17 protein-coding genes are annotated in these 21,151 nt (G+C 38.8%); 2 read left to right on the top strand and 15 right to left on the bottom strand.

Annotated elements, in window-relative coordinates:
- The first annotated feature begins 27 nt into the window (after positions 1 to 27).
- Positions 28 to 438, top strand: coding sequence for a hypothetical protein (locus AC5NT5_RS06480; RefSeq protein WP_494514357.1), 411 nt, complete (start codon positions 28 to 30; stop codon positions 436 to 438).
- Between the two features lie 42 nt (positions 439 to 480).
- Here AC5NT5_RS06480 and ccoG read toward each other — a convergent pair whose 3' ends face one another.
- From ccoG to AC5NT5_RS06430, 10 genes are all read right to left on the bottom strand, one after another.
- Positions 481 to 1,863: a cytochrome c oxidase accessory protein CcoG gene (ccoG, locus tag AC5NT5_RS06475; protein WP_182712924.1), complete on the bottom strand. Its 1,383-nt coding sequence runs from the start codon at positions 1,861 to 1,863 to the stop codon at positions 481 to 483.
- A 144-nt stretch (positions 1,864 to 2,007) separates the two neighbouring features.
- Positions 2,008 to 3,426, bottom strand: coding sequence for a sigma-54 interaction domain-containing protein (locus AC5NT5_RS06470; protein WP_182693059.1), 1,419 nt, complete (start codon positions 3,424 to 3,426; stop codon positions 2,008 to 2,010).
- Positions 3,427 to 3,519: 93 nt separating this feature from the next.
- Positions 3,520 to 4,824 carry an ABC1 kinase family protein gene (locus AC5NT5_RS06465; protein ID WP_182693060.1) on the bottom strand — a complete coding sequence of 435 codons (1,305 nt, stop codon included), beginning with the start codon at positions 4,822 to 4,824 and terminating at the stop codon, positions 3,520 to 3,522.
- A gap of 68 nt (positions 4,825 to 4,892) precedes the next feature.
- The gene (locus AC5NT5_RS06460) at positions 4,893 to 5,447 is read right to left on the bottom strand and encodes a YceB family lipoprotein (protein ID WP_002960677.1); all 555 of its coding nucleotides are present in this window, start codon (positions 5,445 to 5,447) and stop codon (positions 4,893 to 4,895) included.
- A gap of 366 nt (positions 5,448 to 5,813) precedes the next feature.
- Complete coding sequence (locus AC5NT5_RS06455; protein WP_182693061.1) at positions 5,814 to 8,495, bottom strand: DUF349 domain-containing protein; 2,682 nt, start codon at positions 8,493 to 8,495, stop codon at positions 5,814 to 5,816.
- Positions 8,485 to 8,766, bottom strand: a complete 282-nt coding sequence (locus tag AC5NT5_RS06450) for a YeaC family protein (RefSeq protein WP_007378333.1) — start codon at positions 8,764 to 8,766, stop codon at positions 8,485 to 8,487. Before AC5NT5_RS06450 ends, AC5NT5_RS06455 begins: the two co-directional genes overlap by 11 nt.
- A gap of 1 nt (position 8,767) precedes the next feature.
- Positions 8,768 to 9,094: a hypothetical protein gene (locus AC5NT5_RS06445; protein WP_024605018.1), complete on the bottom strand. Its 327-nt coding sequence runs from the start codon at positions 9,092 to 9,094 to the stop codon at positions 8,768 to 8,770.
- 139 nt (positions 9,095 to 9,233) lie between these two features.
- Positions 9,234 to 10,736: an alanine/glycine:cation symporter family protein gene (locus AC5NT5_RS06440; protein WP_002960681.1), complete on the bottom strand. Its 1,503-nt coding sequence runs from the start codon at positions 10,734 to 10,736 to the stop codon at positions 9,234 to 9,236.
- A gap of 379 nt (positions 10,737 to 11,115) precedes the next feature.
- A complete protein-coding gene (locus tag AC5NT5_RS06435) occupies positions 11,116 to 12,243 on the bottom strand; it encodes a M14 family metallopeptidase (RefSeq protein WP_182734247.1) in 1,128 nt (375 codons plus the stop codon).
- Between the two features lie 183 nt (positions 12,244 to 12,426).
- Positions 12,427 to 13,869 carry a glyceraldehyde-3-phosphate dehydrogenase gene (locus AC5NT5_RS06430; RefSeq protein ID WP_335676735.1) on the bottom strand — a complete coding sequence of 481 codons (1,443 nt, stop codon included), beginning with the start codon at positions 13,867 to 13,869 and terminating at the stop codon, positions 12,427 to 12,429.
- Positions 13,870 to 14,043: 174 nt separating this feature from the next.
- Here AC5NT5_RS06430 and AC5NT5_RS06425 point away from each other — a divergent pair, with 174 nt between their 5' ends.
- Positions 14,044 to 14,844, top strand: coding sequence for a DUF2989 domain-containing protein (locus AC5NT5_RS06425; protein ID WP_024596170.1), 801 nt, complete (start codon positions 14,044 to 14,046; stop codon positions 14,842 to 14,844).
- Positions 14,845 to 15,082: 238 nt separating this feature from the next.
- Here the strand turns inward: AC5NT5_RS06425 and ihfA are convergent, their stop codons facing one another.
- From ihfA to AC5NT5_RS06400, 5 genes are all read right to left on the bottom strand, one after another.
- Positions 15,083 to 15,382, bottom strand: coding sequence for an integration host factor subunit alpha (ihfA, locus tag AC5NT5_RS06420; protein WP_002960690.1), 300 nt, complete (start codon positions 15,380 to 15,382; stop codon positions 15,083 to 15,085).
- A 2-nt stretch (positions 15,383 to 15,384) separates the two neighbouring features.
- Positions 15,385 to 17,772: a phenylalanine--tRNA ligase subunit beta gene (pheT, locus tag AC5NT5_RS06415; protein ID WP_494514356.1), complete on the bottom strand. Its 2,388-nt coding sequence runs from the start codon at positions 17,770 to 17,772 to the stop codon at positions 15,385 to 15,387.
- 15 nt (positions 17,773 to 17,787) lie between these two features.
- Entirely contained in the window at positions 17,788 to 18,768 is a 981-nt protein-coding gene (pheS, locus tag AC5NT5_RS06410) for a phenylalanine--tRNA ligase subunit alpha (RefSeq protein ID WP_002960692.1), read from the bottom strand.
- A gap of 344 nt (positions 18,769 to 19,112) precedes the next feature.
- Positions 19,113 to 19,823 carry a DnaA regulatory inactivator Hda gene (gene hda, locus AC5NT5_RS06405; RefSeq protein WP_002960693.1) on the bottom strand — a complete coding sequence of 237 codons (711 nt, stop codon included), beginning with the start codon at positions 19,821 to 19,823 and terminating at the stop codon, positions 19,113 to 19,115.
- Positions 19,823 to 20,878, bottom strand: coding sequence for a DUF8605 domain-containing protein (locus AC5NT5_RS06400; protein ID WP_494514355.1), 1,056 nt, complete (start codon positions 20,876 to 20,878; stop codon positions 19,823 to 19,825). Before AC5NT5_RS06400 ends, hda begins: the two co-directional genes overlap by 1 nt.
- Positions 20,879 to 21,151: the final 273 nt, after the last annotated feature.

Here is a 21,151-nt window from a genome sequence, read left to right as displayed (position 1 = left end):
GATAAAAAGCTAATTTAGGAGGTATTAATGGAATACAAAAATGAAAACGGACACGTTAATTTATCGCTTAAAAATAATATAGTTATTGCACAATTTAGCGGAAACCTAGAACTTGAGCTTTTAAGTAATTTTAAAACAGCGCTTTTTGAAACCATTCAATCATTTAAAGGCGAGAAATGGGGTTATATAAGTGACTCATCAAACGTTGTAGCAGCAACCCCACAAGCCGAGCAAGAAATGGTAGCCATAAGCCACAGCATGCAGCAGAATAACTGTTTAATTAGCGCGTTTGTGCTTACATCACCTATTGCTATAAGCCAAATGCAACGAATAATGCAAAACGCCAAAAGAGACGTTTCTTTCAAAGATTGTCTTTTTGATAATCTAGAATCTGCAAAGCATTTTATTTTAAATGAATTAAACAATGACTTGAGCTAGGTAGAGCTCAAGTCGTTGTTTATATAGAGCTTATATACTGTACTAATTTTTATAAAATTGGCTGTCTTTGGTTATAGTAATGCTGGCATCTTCTTGCGCTGTTACTATAAATTGTAACTTACTCACTTTGTGCGCAATATTGTAACCATCGGCTGTTACAGTAACGGGGACTCTTTTCATTGCACCTGGCTGTATAAGTGTAGAACTTGGACTTGAGAGTGTTGCTTCTGGCAAGCCCTCTATGGCAATACTGTAATGCAGTGCTTGCTGCGTTTTATTAATAATAGTAAGTGTATAAGGGTTTTCTACCAAGCCCTCGTAGTTCACTCTATAAAGCGCATTCCTATCGCGTAGTACTGAGGCTTCTATTGGTGTGCGTTGCAGCATCCATGCAAACATAGAAATGATTAACAAAGCCGTTAATGCGCCGTATCCTATTAGTTTTAATCTAAATGGATTGGTTTTTTTGCCTTCCATTTGTTTTTCGCTGGCGTATTTAATTAAGCCTTTTTGATAACCAAATTTCTCCATGGTATCGTCGCAAGCATCAATACATAAGCCACAGTTTATACATTCATATTGTAAGCCATTTCGAATGTCTATACCTGCCGGGCAAACCTCTACACATAAGTTACAGTCTACACAGTCACCTAAGTTAAGCTCTTTTGGATCGGCTTTGCGTTTACGTGGTCCTCGGCTTTCACCGCGCTTGCTATCATAGGTAACAAGCAACGTATCTTTATCAAACATAACAGCCTGAAAACGAGAATACGGGCAAGCAATCGTGCACATTTTTTCGCGTAAAAACCCTGCATTACCGTAAGTACAAAAAGCGAATAAAAACACCCAAAAGCTCGTAATACCTGACCATTCAAATGTAAGCATTTCCATATACAAACTTTTTGCTGGAATAAAATACGCCATAAACGAGGTGGCGGTTAAAACTGAAATAATAATCCACGCACTGTGCTTAGTTATTTTTTTGCGCCAAGTACTTAGCGTCCACTGAGATTTATCTAATTTAATTCGCTGATTTCGCGTGCCTTCTATGCGCTGCTCTACCCACGAAAACATGAGCATCCATATTGTTTGCGGGCACGTGTATCCACACCAAACCCGACCAAGCCAGTTGGTTACAAAAAATAACGCAAAAGCCCCCACCATGAATAGCAGGGCTAAAATCATAAAATCTTGAGGAAGGAGTGTTAAACCAAAAATAGTAAAGGTTTGCGTTGCCACATCAAGCAGCACAGCTTGTTGACCGTTATATTGGATCCACGGTATTGCAATAAAAGTTAGCATTAACAGCCAACCTAAATTACGGCGTATGCGCTGAAAAAATCCTTTTTGCTCGCGGATATAAATTGGCCCTTCGGTGTTATAGGGCTTAATGATCATGTCTTCTTCTTTAATATCAAACTTCATAGTACTTGCTTCATAATGACGGGTATTACGCAAGCATTTGCAACTTTCAGACCAAGCTGAAATTTATTTACATTATTGATATTAAACGGTTTATTTCAAAGCAATAAAATAAAATTCGCGACATTAAACGCACTTCGCGATATATCACGAATCTTTAGCAATCCCTAACTTTCGCATTTTTGAGCGTAGTGTACTCTCAGGTAAGCCCAATTTAACTGCCGCTCCTTTATCACCTGATATTTGCCAGTGCGATAACACAAGAACAGAGGTTATATGCTGCTTTTGCGCTTCATCGAGCGTAAGTGAAGGATTAATAACTACTTCACCACCCGCTTGCAAAGGCTGACTTAGCTGAAGTACCGCTTGATTAGATAAAATAGCTTCGCGTTCAAGTACATTTTGCAGCTCTCTAATATTGCCTGGCCAATCGTAAGCCTGCAGCTGCGTAATTGCTTTTTTACTTAGCCCTTTTAAATTTTTCCCGAGCCGTTTATTTAGCTGCGCAATCAAATTAGCGCATAAATAAGGAATATCTTCTTTTCGATCTTTAAGGGCAGGTACTTTTATAGGAAATACATTGAGCCGATAATACAAATCAATTCTAAACGTGCCTTTTTGTACCATTTCCCACAGGTCGCGATTAGTCGCTGCAATTACTCTAATGTTTACTTTTAGCGTGTTGCTGCCACCCACACGCTCAAACTCTTGTTCTTGCAGGACTCTCAGTAATTTACTTTGCGCCTCAAGTGGAAGCTCTGCTATTTCATCTAAAAACAAGGTGCCTTTATCAGCAAGTTCAAAGCGCCCTTTACGGCGGTCATTGGCACCTGTAAACGCGCCCTTTTCATGGCCAAACAATTCCGACTCTAGCAAGCTCGGTGTAAATGCAGCGCAATTTACTTTTATAAAGGCTTGCTCACTACGTTTGCTTAGCCTATACAAGTTACGGGCTACCAACTCTTTACCCGTGCCATTTTCGCCAAGTATAAGCACTGTGCTGTCGGTTTCACTCACCAGTTTTATTTGATCTAACATGGTTTGAAATATATGGCTTTGTCCAACTAGCCCTGAGTCTTGCCAATCTTCGTTAAGTTCTGCAATTAAGTAGTTATTTTCATCTTTTAGCTGCTCACTTAAATGCTTTACTTGCTCAAGTGCCTCTTGCAGTGCATTTTGTGTTTGCTGTTGCAGTGATATATCGCGAAATACCGCTACAGCACCAATTAACTTATCATTTTGATAAACCGGTGTTGAAGTGTATTGAACTGCAAATGAGCTACCGTCTTTACGCCAAAAAACTTCATTTTTAACTTCACGACGTTTTCCATCAAACATGGTGCAGTAAATTTGGCATTCATCAGCGGGATAAGGTGTGCCATCAGCATGAGTATGGTGATGATATTGGTGTATTTTTTTACCTAATAGTTCCTCAGCGCACCAACCTGTCATGCGCTCAGCGGCAGGATTAACAAATACCGCATTACCCGATAGGTCAAAACCGTATATGCCCTCACCTACTGCGTTTAGCAATAATTTAGGATCGTTTAAAAATTGTTTTATCATAAATACGCCTCGCGAAATATCGCGAGCATTATGGCAATTTTATACGCTAAGTGCACTCATTACTTAAAGTGCACTTACGCGTAAGTTAAAACGCTATAAATAGTGCTTAAATAACGTTTTTACATCTATTTTTACACCTAGCCTTGCGGCTATTAAATAAAGTCCTGCAAGTTTTCGGTGGATAAATAGCGCATCAACGGGCGGTGTATGCCATTGTTGAGATTGCGCACTAAGGGCAAGCCCTGCATTTTTAATTTTGAGCGCGAGTTCGCTATTTTTAAAATCAAATTCCCCTTCTGCTCTTAGCGGCTCGCACGCCATTAAAAATAAATCAATGACGTTGTTTTTATACTCGTCAACTAAGTCATTTTTAAAATAACCTATGTGTGATGCCGCTTTAAGTACACCTTCTCGGTTGTTTTCGCTACCCGCTTTAAATAAGGCTAAGTACGCTAAGCTAAGCTCGGTTGATATTTCTCGCGTTGCACCAAAATCAAATAAAACAATTTTTTGGGTCTCAAGCTGATAATGAAAGTTGGCAAAGTTAGGGTCGGTTTGAATTAATTTAAATTCAAACATTTCTTTAAAAAACAAATCAATAAGTTGCTCTGCAACAAAGCTTTTTTGACTATCTGGTAGCTCTGTAATGCTCTCAATAGGTTCTGCTTTTATATATTCCATAGTTAGCACTTGTTGTGTGCTGTGCTCTGGATATACGTTGGGTACTTTAAAGTGAGGATTAGTTGCTAATGCATTTTTATAACGTATTAAGTACTGAGCCTCACGTTTATAATCAGCCTCAGCTAATAACTGTGCCTTAGCCTCACCAATAAGTAGTTTAATATTAAGATCTTTTGGCAATAAACGAGAAATCGTTAATAAAGAAATAACGTTATCGACATCACTTACTACACTTTTAGCAATACCAGGGTATTGAATTTTAACAGCAAGCTGAACGCCATTTTCTTTATAAGCTAAATGAACTTGCCCTATAGAAGCCGCTGCAAAAGGTCTTAACTCAATATGAGAAAAACGCGCTAGCCACTCATCCCCCCATTGCTCTTTTAACACTTCAACAAGCTGCTTATGAGGCATTGGGTTCGCGTCTGAGCGAAGTAAAGCAAGTAACTGAGCTAATTCAGGACTAAGTAGATCACCCGCATCCATTGAAAGCAATTGCCCTAGTTTCATTGCTGCACCACGTAAATGTGATAGCTGTGTGGCTAGTTTTTCAATGTTTTTAGGTTGTAGCAGTAAGCTTTTATTATCCCAACCTTTACCAGTTAGCGCGCTCTTAGCACCATCAACTAACATGTTGGTAGCAACACCTGTGGCAAGTGAGCCTAATTTTGCAAATCGAGAAAGCCGAGAAGTGGGGACAGTACGAGGAGCCGCCATAATATTAAAACCTAATTAGCCTGAAAGTCAGGCTAATCAATACGTATATTGTAAGTAGGTAGATCTACTTATAGACGAGGTACTAGCTTAATTGCGCCTTCAACCACTTTCATATCAAGTGGAAGTTTACTAAGTAGCATCATTTTAGGGTCATCCATGTTTAGAGTATAAACTGGGTTAACCGCTAAAAAAGCATTAATAACATCCATTGCTTGGCTATCAAGCGCACCTAAATTACCTTTAAAACCGCCGGCATCTACACTCGAATCAAGTAATTTAATATTACGTAAAAACACTGCTTTTTTCTCACTGTCGTAAAATGGGCTACCTTCAATTTGCAGCTTTAAACGCACAGGGTATTTAAGAGCGAATGCATTAATTTCAGCGCTAGAATCGGCACCAAGCACAACAACATCGCGGTTATCAGGTCCAATGTTGACACTTAAGTCGTTTACATCAAACTGAACTGGTAAACCCATTAAGCTTACTTTTTCACTTAACTTTGGTAATTGCTTACCCAGTACAGATTCAACCTCTGAGTTAGTAAATGAATATACTGATATGCCTTGCGTGGTATTACAGGCAGTTAAAAATAACGCTGCAATAATAACTAAAATTCTCATGAGAACCCTTTTGTTTATGAATTAGTGATACATAAAAAAGCCGCTATTAAAGCGGCTTAGTAAAATAGTAACCAGCACATATTATGCTGGTTCTAGGGCGTGTTGACCTTTGTGGATTGAAATTTGTTCAATCTAGGGTCGATTTAATCGCGGCGTGAGGTTTGTAACCTAGCGGGCTAAGTCAAAACCGAGCAACAAAGAGTTAATCGTCCCTAGAAAGAACCCAAAGGGCAGCGCATGTTTGGCATTTATGCTGCGTTATCGCCTATTTATGGGGAATAACCACACTACATAGACTCTACCTTGCCTAAATACCAAACAGTCTGCTGCAAATTCAACCACGAAAGGTCAACACGCCCTAGTGTATTAAGCTGCAAGTGTCGCTTTAAGTCGCGTTAGTGTGTCAGGTTCAACTGAACCGTCACTGAGCGCTAATAACTGTTTTAAATAATAGTTTAAATCAGCATGATCGCCACGATGTTTGTCATCTAGCATGGCTACTTGTTCTGCCATTCTAAGTGACTTATCGGTTGAACTTACGTTCGCTAGTATTTCCATGCGAGTAATAAGTTGCTCTTTACTTAATGTTGTTTTAAGCGGTGCTTGATACTGACTTGGTAACGCTTCATTGTTTTCAAGTGCAGTAATTAATGCATCTAAATTAGCTTGCTCAGATTTACTTGTAAGCAATGCAAGTTTATCTTCAATAGCAGCTAGTAGCTTAGTAACCTTTGGCGCTAACGATCTAAATTGCGTGTACCCTTTCACTTTTGTTTCTAGGTCGTGCAACTGCGCTCTTTGATTAACATCACTAAGTGCTGCTTCAAGCTCAGCAAGTTCTGCAATTGCTTGTTTATCTGACTCGTTTTGCTCGAGTTTTTGCTGCTCAAACTCACTACTACGCTTAGTAAATGTTTCATCGTTATACTGACGAAACTTTTGCCATAACGCATTTTCAGCTTTTAAACCAGCAAAGCCAATGGCTTGCCATTGCTGCTGCATTTGCTTCAACTCTTGGCAAGCAGCGGCTAAATCATCGCTTTGTGATAATTGCTGCGCTTTTTCTACTAACTCATTTTTAAGTGCTGCATTACTTTTATGAAATGCGTTTAATAAAGCCAGTACTTGTTGTTGCTCATTTTTATAACGATCGTTTAGTGTACGGTATGTTTTAGGGTCAACTTTACCCACACTGCGCCACGCTTTATTTAAACGATTGTATTGGCTTTCATATTGTTTCCAATCAAAGTCATCCTCAGCAGTTGGCTGTAAATGGAGCGCATGCATGTCGTTAATAATACTTTCACGTTGTGCTTTTGATGCTTCACGTTGCACTTCTTGCTCTGCGAAGTAACTACGGCAAGGCGCAAATAACAGCTCGATCTGTTCATCAAACTGCACGCCTTGTTGCTTTTCTTCATCTGTATCTAAACGACCTAACTCATTCCAACGTTTACGTAGCGCTTTTACTTGCTCTGCGCGTTGTTGTGGGTCTGTACACTCTTCGCTTACTAATGCACTTACTTCTTCTAATAAAGCTTTACGCTTTGGTGCTGCAGCGTATTTTTGCCAATCTTTCGCATCTGCAAGTTGCGCTTCAAGGTCTGCTTTTATGTTCACAAGTGGCTGCTGATATTGCTCAGTAAGTGTATTAAATAACTCTTCAAAGCCTTTAAATACGCCAAAAGCAACATTAAAACGACCTTCTTCAATTAGGCGCTTAACATCACGAGCTTTGCGCTTTGCTTGGCTTTGGTTTTTTTCAAGTGGCTTAACTAGCTCATTCATTGGTGCTAAAAATTGCTTTTTATGCCCATTTAACTGTGTTTTAAAGGTACTTTGCAGTGGGCCATCTAAAACATTCAAATGATTACGCGCTGCTTTAAAGCCATTATTAAATTCAGTTAGAGTTGCATCGTATTGTGCTAAATCTTCTGCTGGCTTAATTTCGCATAATGCTGCAAAAGCGAGTTTGTACTCTTTAATAGCCGTTGTTAGCTCGGGTAATTTAGCAACTTGAGTAAATAGTTTTTCTAACTTGCTTACAGCGAGTTTTGATTGTGCATTATTAGCAAGTTCTGTTTCGCTAATAGCTTGCTTAGCTTGCGCTACTTTTGCATCAAGCCAATCTTGTTGAATTTGCTCTGGAGTTTCAAGACCAAGCTGTAAGGCATTTTCAATTTCTTCACCCAAAGCTTCAAGTGTTGCAAGTGCTAATAATTGACGCTGTTGTTGCGCTAATTGCTGCTGCTCTTTGTCATGTACTGCTTTTAGCTGTTCAATGTGTGCATCTAACTTAGTAGTAATAGAAATATATTTTTCATCAAGCAGCTTTACACGTTCATCACTTAACCATTTGAGCTCAAGTGCTTGCCACTGGGCCATTAATTCGCCGGCTTGTGAATTTACAACACCAAAATCTGTTTTTTCACGTAAAGCATTTAACTTAGCTAAAATAACACGTGTTGCACTTTCAACCTGAAGTGGCATTTCAATTGCTAAACGCTCATTTTCAATATGCGTTTCAAGTGCTGCTTTTGCATCACCTTTTGCATGTTTTACTAATGGCTTAATTAATTGATGGGTAATAACAAGTTCAACTAACTGAGTTTGTAGCTCTTCGCTACCTTCTTTAAATGCTTTTTCTACTAATTTTGGATTTGCTAAACGTTTTAATAATTTAACGCGTACTTGCAGTTCTTTTTCTGCAAATGCTAACTTTTCGAGTGTTTTAACAGGTGCAAAACGCTCTATGTATTCACTTTTGATTTGCGCTGTTAGTGTACTTTCGCTATTTAAAACAGCATTAGATATTTGCAGCTCTGCTATATCTTTTAATGCTTGATCTTGTTTATACGCTTTCCACCATAGCGGCAAATTGTTTACCTTTTGCAGCGCTTTACGGCGAATTTCAGCTGAGCTATCTTCAAGTGCTAACGTGTTTAATATGGTTGCATCACGTTCAATGTCTAATTTTTCGATAGCATCAAGACGTACTTGTTGCTTTGGGTGTTTCCACTTAGGTGTAAAAAGGTGCTTAAAGATCATGTTCACTAAACCTAGCTATTTCGTTGTCTGATTTGAATTCTTTTTGTAGTTGAGCTTTTGTCTTTTGGATCATTTCACCATTAGCACCAATCGTAAATTGCTCGTTTGATTGAGCCACCTTTGCTTGATACAACATAACCAACTGCACTGTTTGTTGCTTTTGTTCATCTGATAAAACGGTACCGTCTGGCCACTTGCCAGTAGAAGCACCGTATTGTAAGCGTTCGAATAATTCGGGAGTAATATTTTGTACAAGATTGTCGATGTTCATGTCATTTTTTCTTTTTTAGAGTCACTAAAATAATACGATTTACAAGGTACCAAATACAGCCTATGCCTATCGCGGCAGTGTAAGCATACCACTGAAGTGTTTCTTCTTGCGGTTGTAAAAAGTACAAGCAGAAAAAACCACCTAAAAATAAGATAAGCGCCAAAAAGGAGTGATTTATAAACATCTGCTTTTTTTTAATTCGCTGTTCGCGCTGAAGTTGTAAAACTTGCTCGTCGTTTAGCTCTGCAATGTTGCTTTCGCAATGCGGACATTGCTTATGTTTATCTGAAATTGATTTTGCACATTTTGGGCAACGAATAATCGCCATACTTCTCTCCATACTACGCATAAAAAAAGCGCCTTTCGGCGCCTTTATTGTACTTGTTTTATTTCTCGTTGTCTTTTTTGAATTCAAACCAACAACTGATTTAGGGGCTATAATTTTCTAAGTTGCCCACTAAGTTTAATTACTCAGCGTCTTTTGACTGTTTCTCTAGACGCTTTTCCCAAAACGAGGCGTTTTTAATCCCTAATTTAACTGGGTCAAATGTGATTTTTCCGCCTTTTTTCTTCTGATCCTCATAATCGCTCAAACATAACAAAGCTGGCTTAGCTACAAAGAAAATAGCTAAAATACCCAATATGTTAATCCAAGCCATTAAGCCAACGCCAATATCTCCAATAGTCCAAATATAACCTGAATTATTAACCATACCGTATGCAACCATGAACATAATCACAAATTTCACAAGGACAAGCGGGATATTGCCTTTAAAGTAACGATTTAAGTAAGCAATATTTGTCTCTGCAATGAAGTAATAAGCAAGTATTGTGGTAAAGGCAAAGAAGAATAATGCAATACCGACAAATGCTTGTCCAAAGCTGCCAAATACACTAAATAAAGCCATTTGAGTAAAGGCTGCTGAGCCTACTTCAGTCGCTGCATCGACATTTTGTACAATAAACTGTCCTGCTGGTAAATCACCCACAACATTATATTGCTGCGTTATTAAAATCATTAATGCTGTTGCAGTACACACAAAAATGGTATCAACATAAACCGAAAAAGCTTGTACTAAACCCTGTTGAGCTGGGTGATCAACCTCTGCAGCGGCTGCAGCATGAGGCCCACTACCTTGGCCAGCTTCATTAGAATATATACCACGCTTTACGCCCCAACCAATAGCGGCACCAAAACCAGCCTGTGCAGTAAATGCATCACTAATAATTAAATAGAATATATCAGCTACTTTATCTAAATTTAAAAATACCACGATTAATGCCAGTACTATGTAACCCAGTGCCATAAATGGCACTACTACTTGCGTAAAGTTTGCAATACGCTTTATACCGCCAAAAATAATAAACGCTAAAACAATAAGGATGATTGCTAAAGCGACTAACTTAAAGCTACCTACGTCACCAAAGCTAGTAGTAACCATGTTGCCACTGCCAAACACTTGGGTAAACGCATTCCCTACTGCATTTGCTTGTACACCAGGTAGAAAAACACCACAGGCAATAATCGCCGAAACAGCAAATAAAACAGCTAGCCACTTTTGCCCTAAACAACGGTCAAAATAGTACGCTGGGCCACCACGGTATTGCCCATCTTCTTCTGTTTTATAAATTTGGCCTAAAGTAGACTCTGCGTATGCAGTGCTTGCACCTAAAAATGCAACAACCCACATCCAAAAAATTGCGCCTGGCCCACCAAAGCCGATAGCGGCAGCAACGCCAGCGATATTACCAACGCCTACTCGTCCAGACAACGATACTGCAAGGGCTTGAAAAGATGAGATACCTTTATCAGACGTGTTAGGACTAAATAATAACTTACACATTTCTTTAAAATGTCTAACTTGAGCAAATCGAGTTAATACTGAATAAAACAAGCCTGCGCCTAGGCATAAATAGATGAGTGCATTACTCCAAACAACATCATTAACAGCACTTACAAAAGCTTCCATGGATATCCTCTATAGTTATATTTATTATTTTTAATTACGAGACTCTGCTTTAGCTACTACGCTACATAAGCTTTACGAAATAAGGTTTTACCTCTCCCGTCCCGACTCATGATTTAATTAATCTTAACTTAAGTAACCTAACTTTGTTAACACTTAATTTTCAAAATATATAATTACACGCTTGGCGAAAGGCACTACATCTGTAGTATTTAAATGAAAGTAGATTGATTTGTACCGATACGGTGATGATACGCAGCGAAGAAGCGTTGAAAACGTTTTAAGAATAAAGCTGCTATATGATTATTATTTTTTTATACAAGGGGTTTTATTAAAAGCAAAAAGGGTATCAAAACTATTGATACCCTTTTAGATAAACGTTTTATCTTAAATCATCAACAACATTAACAATAGCCGCTAATGTATCTTGACCAAATTGATACGAACGACGATCTGACCAGCCGTAATCTGGATCCGGTAAAGCGTTGTTATCTTTAAATGGCATTTCAATTGTGTACGTTAATGCTTTGAATTCTTCAGCCGTAGCTGATGAACCTACCGTTAGGTTAGCTTGACCTGGCTCATCTTTTGGATAGCCATGCTCATCTTGAAACTCAGGTGTAATAGTTAAAAGCGCAGCTTTAAAGCTATCTTCTAAACCTTTTAAGCGTTCATCGTAACTTGGAATACCTTCACTGCCTGCCACAAAGTTATATGGGATAGCTTCATCGCCGTGTATGTCTAAGTGCATATCTAAGCCAGCTTCGCGCATTTTATTAAGCACTAAGTAAACCTCAGGGCTATTTTCCATGCTTGGTGTTTGCCATTCACGGTTTAAGTTAACACCTTTAGCGTTAGTACGAAGATGTCCGCGTGCGCTACCGTCTGGATTCATATTAGGCACAACGTAAAAAACTGCTTTTGATAGAAGCGCAGCTGCATGTGGGTCTTCGTCATCAAGAAGTTTGTGCAGTAGACCTTCAACATACCACTGCGCCATTGTTTCACCTGGGTGTTGACGTGCTGTGATCCAAATGGTTTTCTTGTCTTCACTTGGCTCACCAATTTTAAGCACACTCATATCGCGGCCATCGAGTGTTTCACCAAGCGTTATTAATTGGCAAGCGCCTTGGCTTTGTGCCCAAGATAATAAATCTAAATGGCGGTCGTAACTGTATGGCGCAAAGTAAGCAAAATATACGCTGCCGCACTCTGGTTCAATTTCAAAGCTTAATGTGCCATTTTCATAGCTTGATGGTACACGAAACCATGTTTGGCGGTCATATGATGCAACGGCTTGGTACCCTTCCCAACCATCTGGGTAAGCTGATTTATCAAGCTCATTAATATTTAACTTATGCAATTGGTAAGGTGTTGTTTCAAGACGAAAGTGAAACCACTGATAAAATTCAGACTGGTGATCTTTATTAATTTCTAATTGAATATTTAAAGGATCGGTGGCTTCAATAACTTTGATATTACCACTGTCGAAATTGCTGCTGATTTTCATGAAAAAACCTTTAGGTTGAATAAGTTTATCTGCTTATTAATTCACAGAACTGACATTATTTTATAAATAGTAAAACGAATGTGCATCTTCTTAATTAAAGCCTATCACAAGGCATACGCTTTAAAAATAATACACGACCAAAAAAGCCAGCAACATGCTGGCTTTTAAGTCACTGCAAATAAATTAGTGAGGTAAGCTTGGGAATGACACTTCGGCCATATCGCGCATACAACGAACTACTTGGCAGCTGTAACCAAACTCATTGTCGTACCATACATATAAAACAATACGGTTATCTTCAACAATTGTTGCTTGTGAATCAACAACACCTGCGTAACGGCTACCTACTAAATCGGTAGATACAATTTCCGTTGATGCAGTGTAATCAATTTGATCACGTAAGTCTGAATGAAGTGCTGTATCGCGTAAAAATGCGTTTAGCTCTTCAACTGATGTGCTTGTTGCTAAGTTAAGATTTAAAATAGCTAGCGACACATTAGGTGTAGGTACGCGGATTGCGTTACCTGTTAACTTGCCTTCAAGCTCTGGTAATGCTTTTGAAACCGCTTTTGCAGCACCTGTTTCAGTAATTACCATATTGAGTGCTGCGGCACGGCCACGGCGCTCTGCTTTGTGGTAGTTATCAATAAGGTTTTGATCGTTCGTGTACGAGTGTACAGTTTCAACATGGCCATTATTGATACCAAACTTATCGTTTAATGCTTTAAGCGTTGGTGTAATTGCATTGGTTGTACAGCTTGCTGCACAAACAATTTTATCTTCAGGTAAAATATCTTTGTTATTAACACCATATACGATGTTTTTGATATTGCCTTTTGCAGGAGCTGTTAATAATACTTTTGCAGCGCCCTTACACTCTAGGTGCTGGCCAAGGCCCGCTTCGTCTTTCCAAATACCGGTGTTATCAACAATTAATGCATTGTCGATACCGTATTGAGTGTAATCAATTTCGCTAGGAGAGTTAGCGTAAATAACTTGAATGTAGCTACCGTTAGCTTTAATTGCATTGCGTTCTTTATCAATCGTGATTGAGCCATTGAATGGACCGTGAATTGAATCACGACGCAGTAAGCTTGCACGCTTTTCAAGATCCCCATCTTTACCACCACGCACAACAATAGCGCGCAAACGTAAATCTGAATATGGACCTGATTTTTCAATTAATAAACGCGCTAATAAACGACCGATACGACCAAAACCATACAATACTACATCGCGTGGCTCTTTCGCTGGTGAGTCTGTTATTTCTGCAAGTTCATCTTTTACAAACTCTTCTACTGAACGACCTTTTGCGGCTTCAGTGAACAAATAACTATATGCAAGCTTACCAATATCAATACGTGCTGAGTTTAATTCCATTTTGCTGATAGCTTCTAAAAATGGGAAGCTTTCGCGCAAACGTAATTTAGTGCCTTCAAACTGAGCAACGGTTTTGTGAGATTTGATAATATCGATAGTACTGGCATTTACGAGAGGACGGCCATATACAGCGATTTCGATACCACGATTACGGTAAAGCTTACCAATAATTGGTTGCATGCTTTCTGCGTAATCTTGGCGCTCTTGCCAACTATTTGTGTATTCTAACTCGTGAGATGAGGTCATTTTATTTACCTAAGTTTATCATTTTGAACGGATAGCCTTTAAAAATGCACTATATTTTGAGAGTAATGCACTTCAGGCAGGGCTATTCTAATTTAAACTGAAGTTATTCTCTACTGTTAGGCGTTAAATGATTGCGTTAGAATAACAAAGTAAATATTCATTTGGGGTTAAGGAATGCTTAAAAAAGCAAGTGTACTATTGGGTTTGCTAACATTGGCAGGGTGTGAAGAGCCGTTAACACTCGCACAAGTGTGCAAAGAAACACCTGGCTTTTGTAGCGACTTAAACAAAGACAGTCACTGCAAGGATGAGCGTTCTGATGTAATTATCAAACGCTACATAGAATACAAAGATCCTACTGATGAAAATAAATACCAATTACTCAAGGACTTTGAATCTTATAACCAATGCATAACTTTGGCCGCTAAAATTGAACATATTAAGTTAAAAGCTAAAAAAACGTCACGTATTGATGGTCAATTAACGAGTATTAAAGAAATGACTCGGTTATATCAAGATACCCAAAATACAAACCACCCAGGTTTGCTCTACTACCAATGGTCACGAAATAACAACCAAAGTGCGTTGACTAAATTATTGGCTATAGAAAATGATAAAAGTGTAACGCAAAGTGCCGAAATGCAATTTTTTTTAGCATCGTACTATATTAAATTTGATGATGAAAAAACCATTGATTTACTTTATAAAACTCTAGAGCTCAATAAAAAAGACAACATACCGAATCCGGAAGTGTATACATCACTTATTAGTCTTTTTTATAAACATGATAAGTTTAAGCACGCATATATATTTTCTAAAGTAGCGCAAATGTCGGGGATTGAAAATATTGATGTATTTGAAATTGAGCAGAAACTAGTCGCAAATGGTAAAAGCTTAGATAGCCTAGATGTACTTGCAGAGCAAACATTTCAGCAAATAATGGCAGGTGATTTTGTATCTCCTCGAGAGTTTTAATTTATAATCGCAAAAATAACCTAATACCAATCTGCTTATGTATGGGGTCTATTTAACGTTAAGGAAATTACGCTAGAACTAGGCAAAAATTTTGTATCTAGTTGTTCTAGATAAAAATATTTTAACGACGTTATAGTGTTATTTAATTCGTTAAATTGATCAAAGATTTATGCAGGTTGGTATAATTTAATAACTAGGTTATTCAGGCAAATAAAAAGGCAGCTTACGCTGCCTTTTTTTATTTTGCTTTGCTTGTGCCCACTTCTACGCGGGTTTTAAGCTTTTGACCTGGTCGAAAAGTCACCACGCGACGTGCCGAAATAGGAATATCTTCGCCTGTTTTCGGGTTGCGGCCTGGTCTTTCTTTTTTGTCTCGAAGATCAAAGTTACCAAATCCAGAGAGCTTAACCTGCTCGCCTTTTTCTAGCGCTGAGCGGATTTCTTCAAAAAACGCTTCAACTAAATCTTTGGCATCTTTTTTATTGATCCCGAGCTTTTCAAATAGGTGTTCAGCTATGTCGGCTTTAGTAAGCGCCATATCTAGTCCCTCAACGATGCATTAAACTGTTCGGCCAATTCGGCCACCACGTTATCAACTACTAGATTGATATCTTTCTCTTCGAGTGTTCTATCAACCGCTTGCAGTGTTAGAGCAATCGCCAAACTCTTATAATTTGGCTCAATACCTTTGCCCTTATACACATCGAATAAGTTTAGGTCAACCAATTGATTTCCGCCAACTTTTTCGATCACGCTTAAAATGTCGCCAGATTTAACGCTGTCTGCCACTAAAATCGCGATGTCGCGGCGATTTGAAGGGAATTTAGACACCCCTTCGGCTTGCGGTAAATTTCTTTTTTCTATTGCTGACATTTCAATTTCAAAAACAAAAGTTGCGTTGTTGATATCTAACGACTTTTGAGCTTGAGGATGTAAAGCACCAAAAAAACCAACCTTTTTACCATCAACATATATTACTGCTGATTGACCAGGGTGAAGTCCATCTGACTGCTCGGCTTTAATTTCAAAGCGAGTAATGTCATTGGTAATTGCAAGTAAGGCTTCAACATCACCTTTTAAATCGTAAAAATCAACATTGCGTTTTTCTTCAACCCAATGTTCACCATTTACAAGACCCGTAATAACACCACCAATAACCGGTACTTGGTAAACACCATTTTCTGCACTTTCGTCGCTTATAAATTTAAGACCATGTTCGAATAAACGAATACGAGGCTGTTGGCGATTTTGGTTATACGCTACAGACGCTAATAAACCCGGCATTAAACTTACACGCATTGCTGACATTTCAATTGAAATAGGATGCGGTAATACCATTGCTTTACACTCTGGGTGTAAAATAGCTTGTGCTTTAGGGTCTACAAAGCTGTACGTAATTGCTTCTTGGTAACCACGAGTCACTAACGTATTGCGGAACTTGCTAAGCGCAATAGTTGCTTCGTTATGTGTCGTCATTTTAAGTTTTGCAGTTGGTGCAACATTTGGAATGCTGTTGTAACCGTAAACACGTGCTACTTCTTCAATTAAATCTTCTTCGATGCGAATATCAAAACGGTAGCTTGGTACGTCCGCACTCCAGCTTTCATTTTCTACTTTAACATCAAGACCTAAACGCGTAAGAATATCTGTTACTTTAGCATCTTCAATATGATGACCAATAACACGGTCTAAACGTGCACGACGAAGACGTACTTCAGTCACTTTTGGTAGTTTATCAGCCGCAACAGCTTCAACTACTGGACCTGCTTGACCACCCACAATTTCAAGAAGAAGTGCTGTTGCACGTTCCATTGCATCGTGTTGTAGAGCAAAATCAACACCGCGCTCATAACGGTGTGAAGCATCAGTGTGTAAACCGTAGCTACGTGCTTGTCCTGCAATTGCTACAGGATTAAAAAATGCGCTTTCAAGTAATATATCAGATGTTTTATCTGTAACACCTGATTGCTCCCCACCAAAAATACCCGCAATTGCAAGTGCTTTATTATGATCGGCTATCACAAGTGTTGTGTCGTTTAATTTAGCGGTATTACCGTCTAATAAAACAAGTTCTTCGCCTGCGTTTGCACTACGAACTTTAATACCACCTTCAATCGCATTTAAATCAAACGCGTGCATTGGGTGACCAAGTTCAAGTAATACATAGTTAGTAACATCAACTACAGGATCGATAGAACGTACGCCACTACGACGTAATTTTTCAACCATCCAAAGTGGTGTTTCAGCATCAAGGTTAATGCCTTTTATCACACGGCCAAGGTAACGAGGACATGCATCTTCGTTAACTAGCTCAATTGATACTTTGTCATCAATTGTTGGCGTAACCGCTGAGATATCTAATACATTTACGTCAATGCTATTTAAAACACCTACTTCACGAGCAAGGCCTTTAATACCTAAACAATCACCACGATTTGGTGTTAAGTCAACATCTATAATATTGTCATCAAGACCTAGGTAGTCACGTAAATCAGTGCCTACTGGTGCATCGCTTGGCAATTCCATAATGCCGTCGCCTTCTTCGCTAATACCTAGCTCAACAAAAGCACATAGCATTCCGTTTGAAGGTTGGCCGCGTAGTTTGGCTTTTTTAATTTTAAAGTCACCAGGAAGTACAGCGCCCACAGTTGCAACAGCAACTTTAATACCTAAACGACAATTTGGTGCACCACACACAATATCAAGTAGCTCATCGCCACCTACGTTAATTTTGGTAACACGAAGTTTATCTGCATCAGGGTGTTGACCACATTCAACAACTTCACCAACAACTACGCCATTAAATTTGGCAGCAGCAGGCTCAACACCATCAACTTCTAGACCAGCCATTGAAAGCTGTTCCGAAAGAGCTTGCGTATCAATAGCAGGATTAACCCACTCTCTTAACCACTTTTCACTAAATTTCATTTTATTGTTTCACTCTTAACGGAACTGGTTCAGGAATTTTAAGTCATTTTCGAAAAATGCACGCAAATCGTTTACGCCATAGCGCAACATAGTTAAACGCTCTACACCCATGCCAAAGGCAAAGCCGGTGTATTTTTCTGGGTCAATGCCCACAGACTTAAGTACATTTGGATGTACCATGCCGCAGCCTAGTACTTCTAACCACTTACCGTCTTTACCCATAACATCTACTTCAGCCGAAGGTTCTGTAAACGGGAAGAATGAAGGACGGAAACGAATTTCCATATCTTCTTCAAAGAAGTTACGTAAAAAATCATGCAAAATACCTTTTAACTCAGTAAAGCTAACATCGGTATCAACCATTAAACCTTCAACCTGGTGGAACATTGGTGTATGTGTTTGGTCGTAATCGTTACGGTATACACGTCCAGGTGAAATAATCCGCAGTGGTGGCTGCTCAGTTTCCATAGTACGAATTTGCACGCCACTAGTTTGTGTGCGTAGTACTAATTTAGGATTGAAATAAAAGGTATCATGATCAGCACGTGCTGGATGGTGCTCAGGGATATTTAGCGCATCAAAGTTATGAAAATCGTCTTCGATTTCTGGACCAGATTTAACTTCAAAACCTAACTCACCAAAAAAGCTTTCTATACGCTCAATAGTACGCGTAACAGGGTGTAAACCGCCGGTAGGCATAACACGCCCTGGTAGAGTTACATCTATAGTTTCAGCAGCTAGCTTTTCTTCAAGTGCTTTACTTGCAAGCAATTCACGCTTTTCGTTAATAGCAGCTTGTACATCCTGTTTGGCTTGGTTTATAACTTGTCCTGCTTCTTTACGTTCTTCAGGTGCTATTTTACCTAACGTTTTAAGTAAGCTAGTGATTTCGCCTTTTTTACCAAGGTAATTAACCCTGATATCTTCTAACTGCGCTATTTCACTGGCACTGGCTACCGCCTCAAGTGCTTGCGCTAATATGTTTTCTAAGTTCATTCGATACCTGATCTTTCACAGAAGGTGATTGCTTAAGAGCGTGTTGGCCTTTCAAGATTGCTTTTCAACTGTGTGGTTGGCTATTAAATAAGGTTAAGCATTGGGCTGTAGTTTCCTACATAAGTCATGCAATAACCCTAAATAAAGACCAAACGCATGTTGTTCGAAGTGTTTATCTTGTGGCTACTCTCTTTGTTGTTCGGGTATTGCATATAAAAACTATGCTAATGTCCTCACGACGCGATTAAAGCACCCTTAAGTTAAACAAATTCCAATCAGGAAAGGTAAACACGCTCTGATAATAGCTTATGATAACTGAAAGCAGGGTCTAGATTCTAGACCTACTACAGCTTTAACGTTGATTTTATAAAAGGAATAGTTAATTTTCGCTGTGCAGCCATAGATGCATGATCTAATTTGTCGAGTACATCTAATAAAGCTCGCATATCACGGCTTAAACGGGTTAATAAAAAGCGTGCACACTCATCACTTAATTCAAGGCCGCGCATGTGAGCGCGCTTAACAAGTGCTTGTGCTTTATCGTCATCACTCATAGAACGAATTTGAAAGGTTGTTCCCCACGTTAAACGAGACTCTAAATCAGGCAGAGATATATTGAGCATGCTAGGAAGTAAATCAGCAGTTACTACTAACATTTTGCCGGGTTCGTTAAACCGGTTAAAAAAGTTAAATAGTGCTTTTTCCCACGCATCATTCCCTGCAACTAAATGCACGTCATCAATACATAGAACATCAAGCGCTTCTAAACCGTCTAATACCATAGGTCCAAAGTCAATTACTTCGCGCATAGACAGTAGCATATTAGATAAGCCACGCTCTTGTGCTTTTATGCAGGTTGCATATAAAAGATGAGACTTGCCCGAATCACCTAAACCACATAGGTATGTATACTGAAACGTTTTTGCTAATTTGGAAAAGCTATCTTTTAGGTGATTAACCTCCAAAGAGTCTTCTCCCCCAAAATACGATGCAAATGTTTCGTCATCCGGTAAAGTAACCGGTAGTGCCATTTGCATCGGCTCAGACATTAGCATTATGGTGTTACCCATTGATACTCTAAGCTATTTTTATCAACAACATGATAAAATGCGCGTGGATCCTCATAATCTTTAAATGAAGAGTCTAGCCCTAACCCTTTTTTAAGATCACTCAAGTTACCAGTATGGTTTAGTTTAAATTCAACAAATTCCGGTGTTTTACGAACAATTTTGACTTGCGTAACAACACTTAGGCTCAATAATCTTCGTTTCGCTAATTCTATATCAACAAAACTTTGTGTACCCTTTAGCGTGAGCGTAGCAGTTGCTTGTTCATAATAAGCATTTGGATCAATTGCATACTCGCTTGCAAGGCCTCGCGCTAAGGTGTCAATCATCTGGCTCACTATTTGCTGTTTTTCACCCGTTAATCGATTTGAATCAAATTGATCATCATTAGTAAAACGCCAATCTAAAATCCAATTTTCGCTATCTGCTTCTTTATACATTCTAGCTGTAATACTTCGCTCAGCGCTGTAGCGTATAGAGGCCTCTTCTACTGGTTCTGAAAAGTTACCCCACACCTCAGGAATACCTACTAGACGTCGATCTTGTAAATCAAGTAATGGAACAACGACAGGTAAACCACGACGCCCTGCTTTGTCATAAATTAACTGCTCTAACTGCGGGTAACTTTCTTGTGTTACCAATTCTCTGCGCCAATTGTCTTCAATACCTAACCATATTGCGACTAATGGACGTTGTACTCCCCATAAAGGTAAGTTTAACTCTTTGATTAGCGCGTTGATCTTTCGAGCTTCAAATTTAACAACGAGTTTCAATTGTCCATTTGCTCTCTCGTCATATTCAAACTTAAGCATATAATCAGAAATATCTTTAGTACGTTGCTGTGCTAATTTATTTTGATCTGCAGTTTCATCACCGCTTACTTTCACTAAAACATTAAGCAAAGCTTTACGACTCGCAGCTAATCGAGTATCTCGTGTTTTGTCATCCACTTTTAAAATATCTTGATATAGATCAGTTACTTCAACTGCCGACACAGAAAAACAAAATAAAATGGATATGGCGCTAATTAATAATCTATACACAGGCTGTTAGTTCTTGGTTTTAAACTGATTTGATCCTAAATCAAAGACAGTAACAAAGCAAAATTAAATTTGTTATCTAAGGAAATGAAAGTAGTTAGCTTTTATAAAAAATAAAAAAATTAAATTAACGCCAGAAGTCGCTAAGCTCACCCGATCTACGTGATGGGTGTTGATGTGAGTGGATGTTAATTACGCGTATTTTACTTTTCTGCAGACATAAAAAAGCCCGACTATTTCTAGTCGGGCTCTCTACAATTTGAGGTCGGTGCGCTA

The sequence above is a fragment of the Pseudoalteromonas sp. J2K-J599 genome (assembly GCF_059295115.2).
The sequence above is the reverse complement of the archived record's forward strand: the minus strand, read 5'-3'. Positions and strand labels throughout refer to the sequence as shown.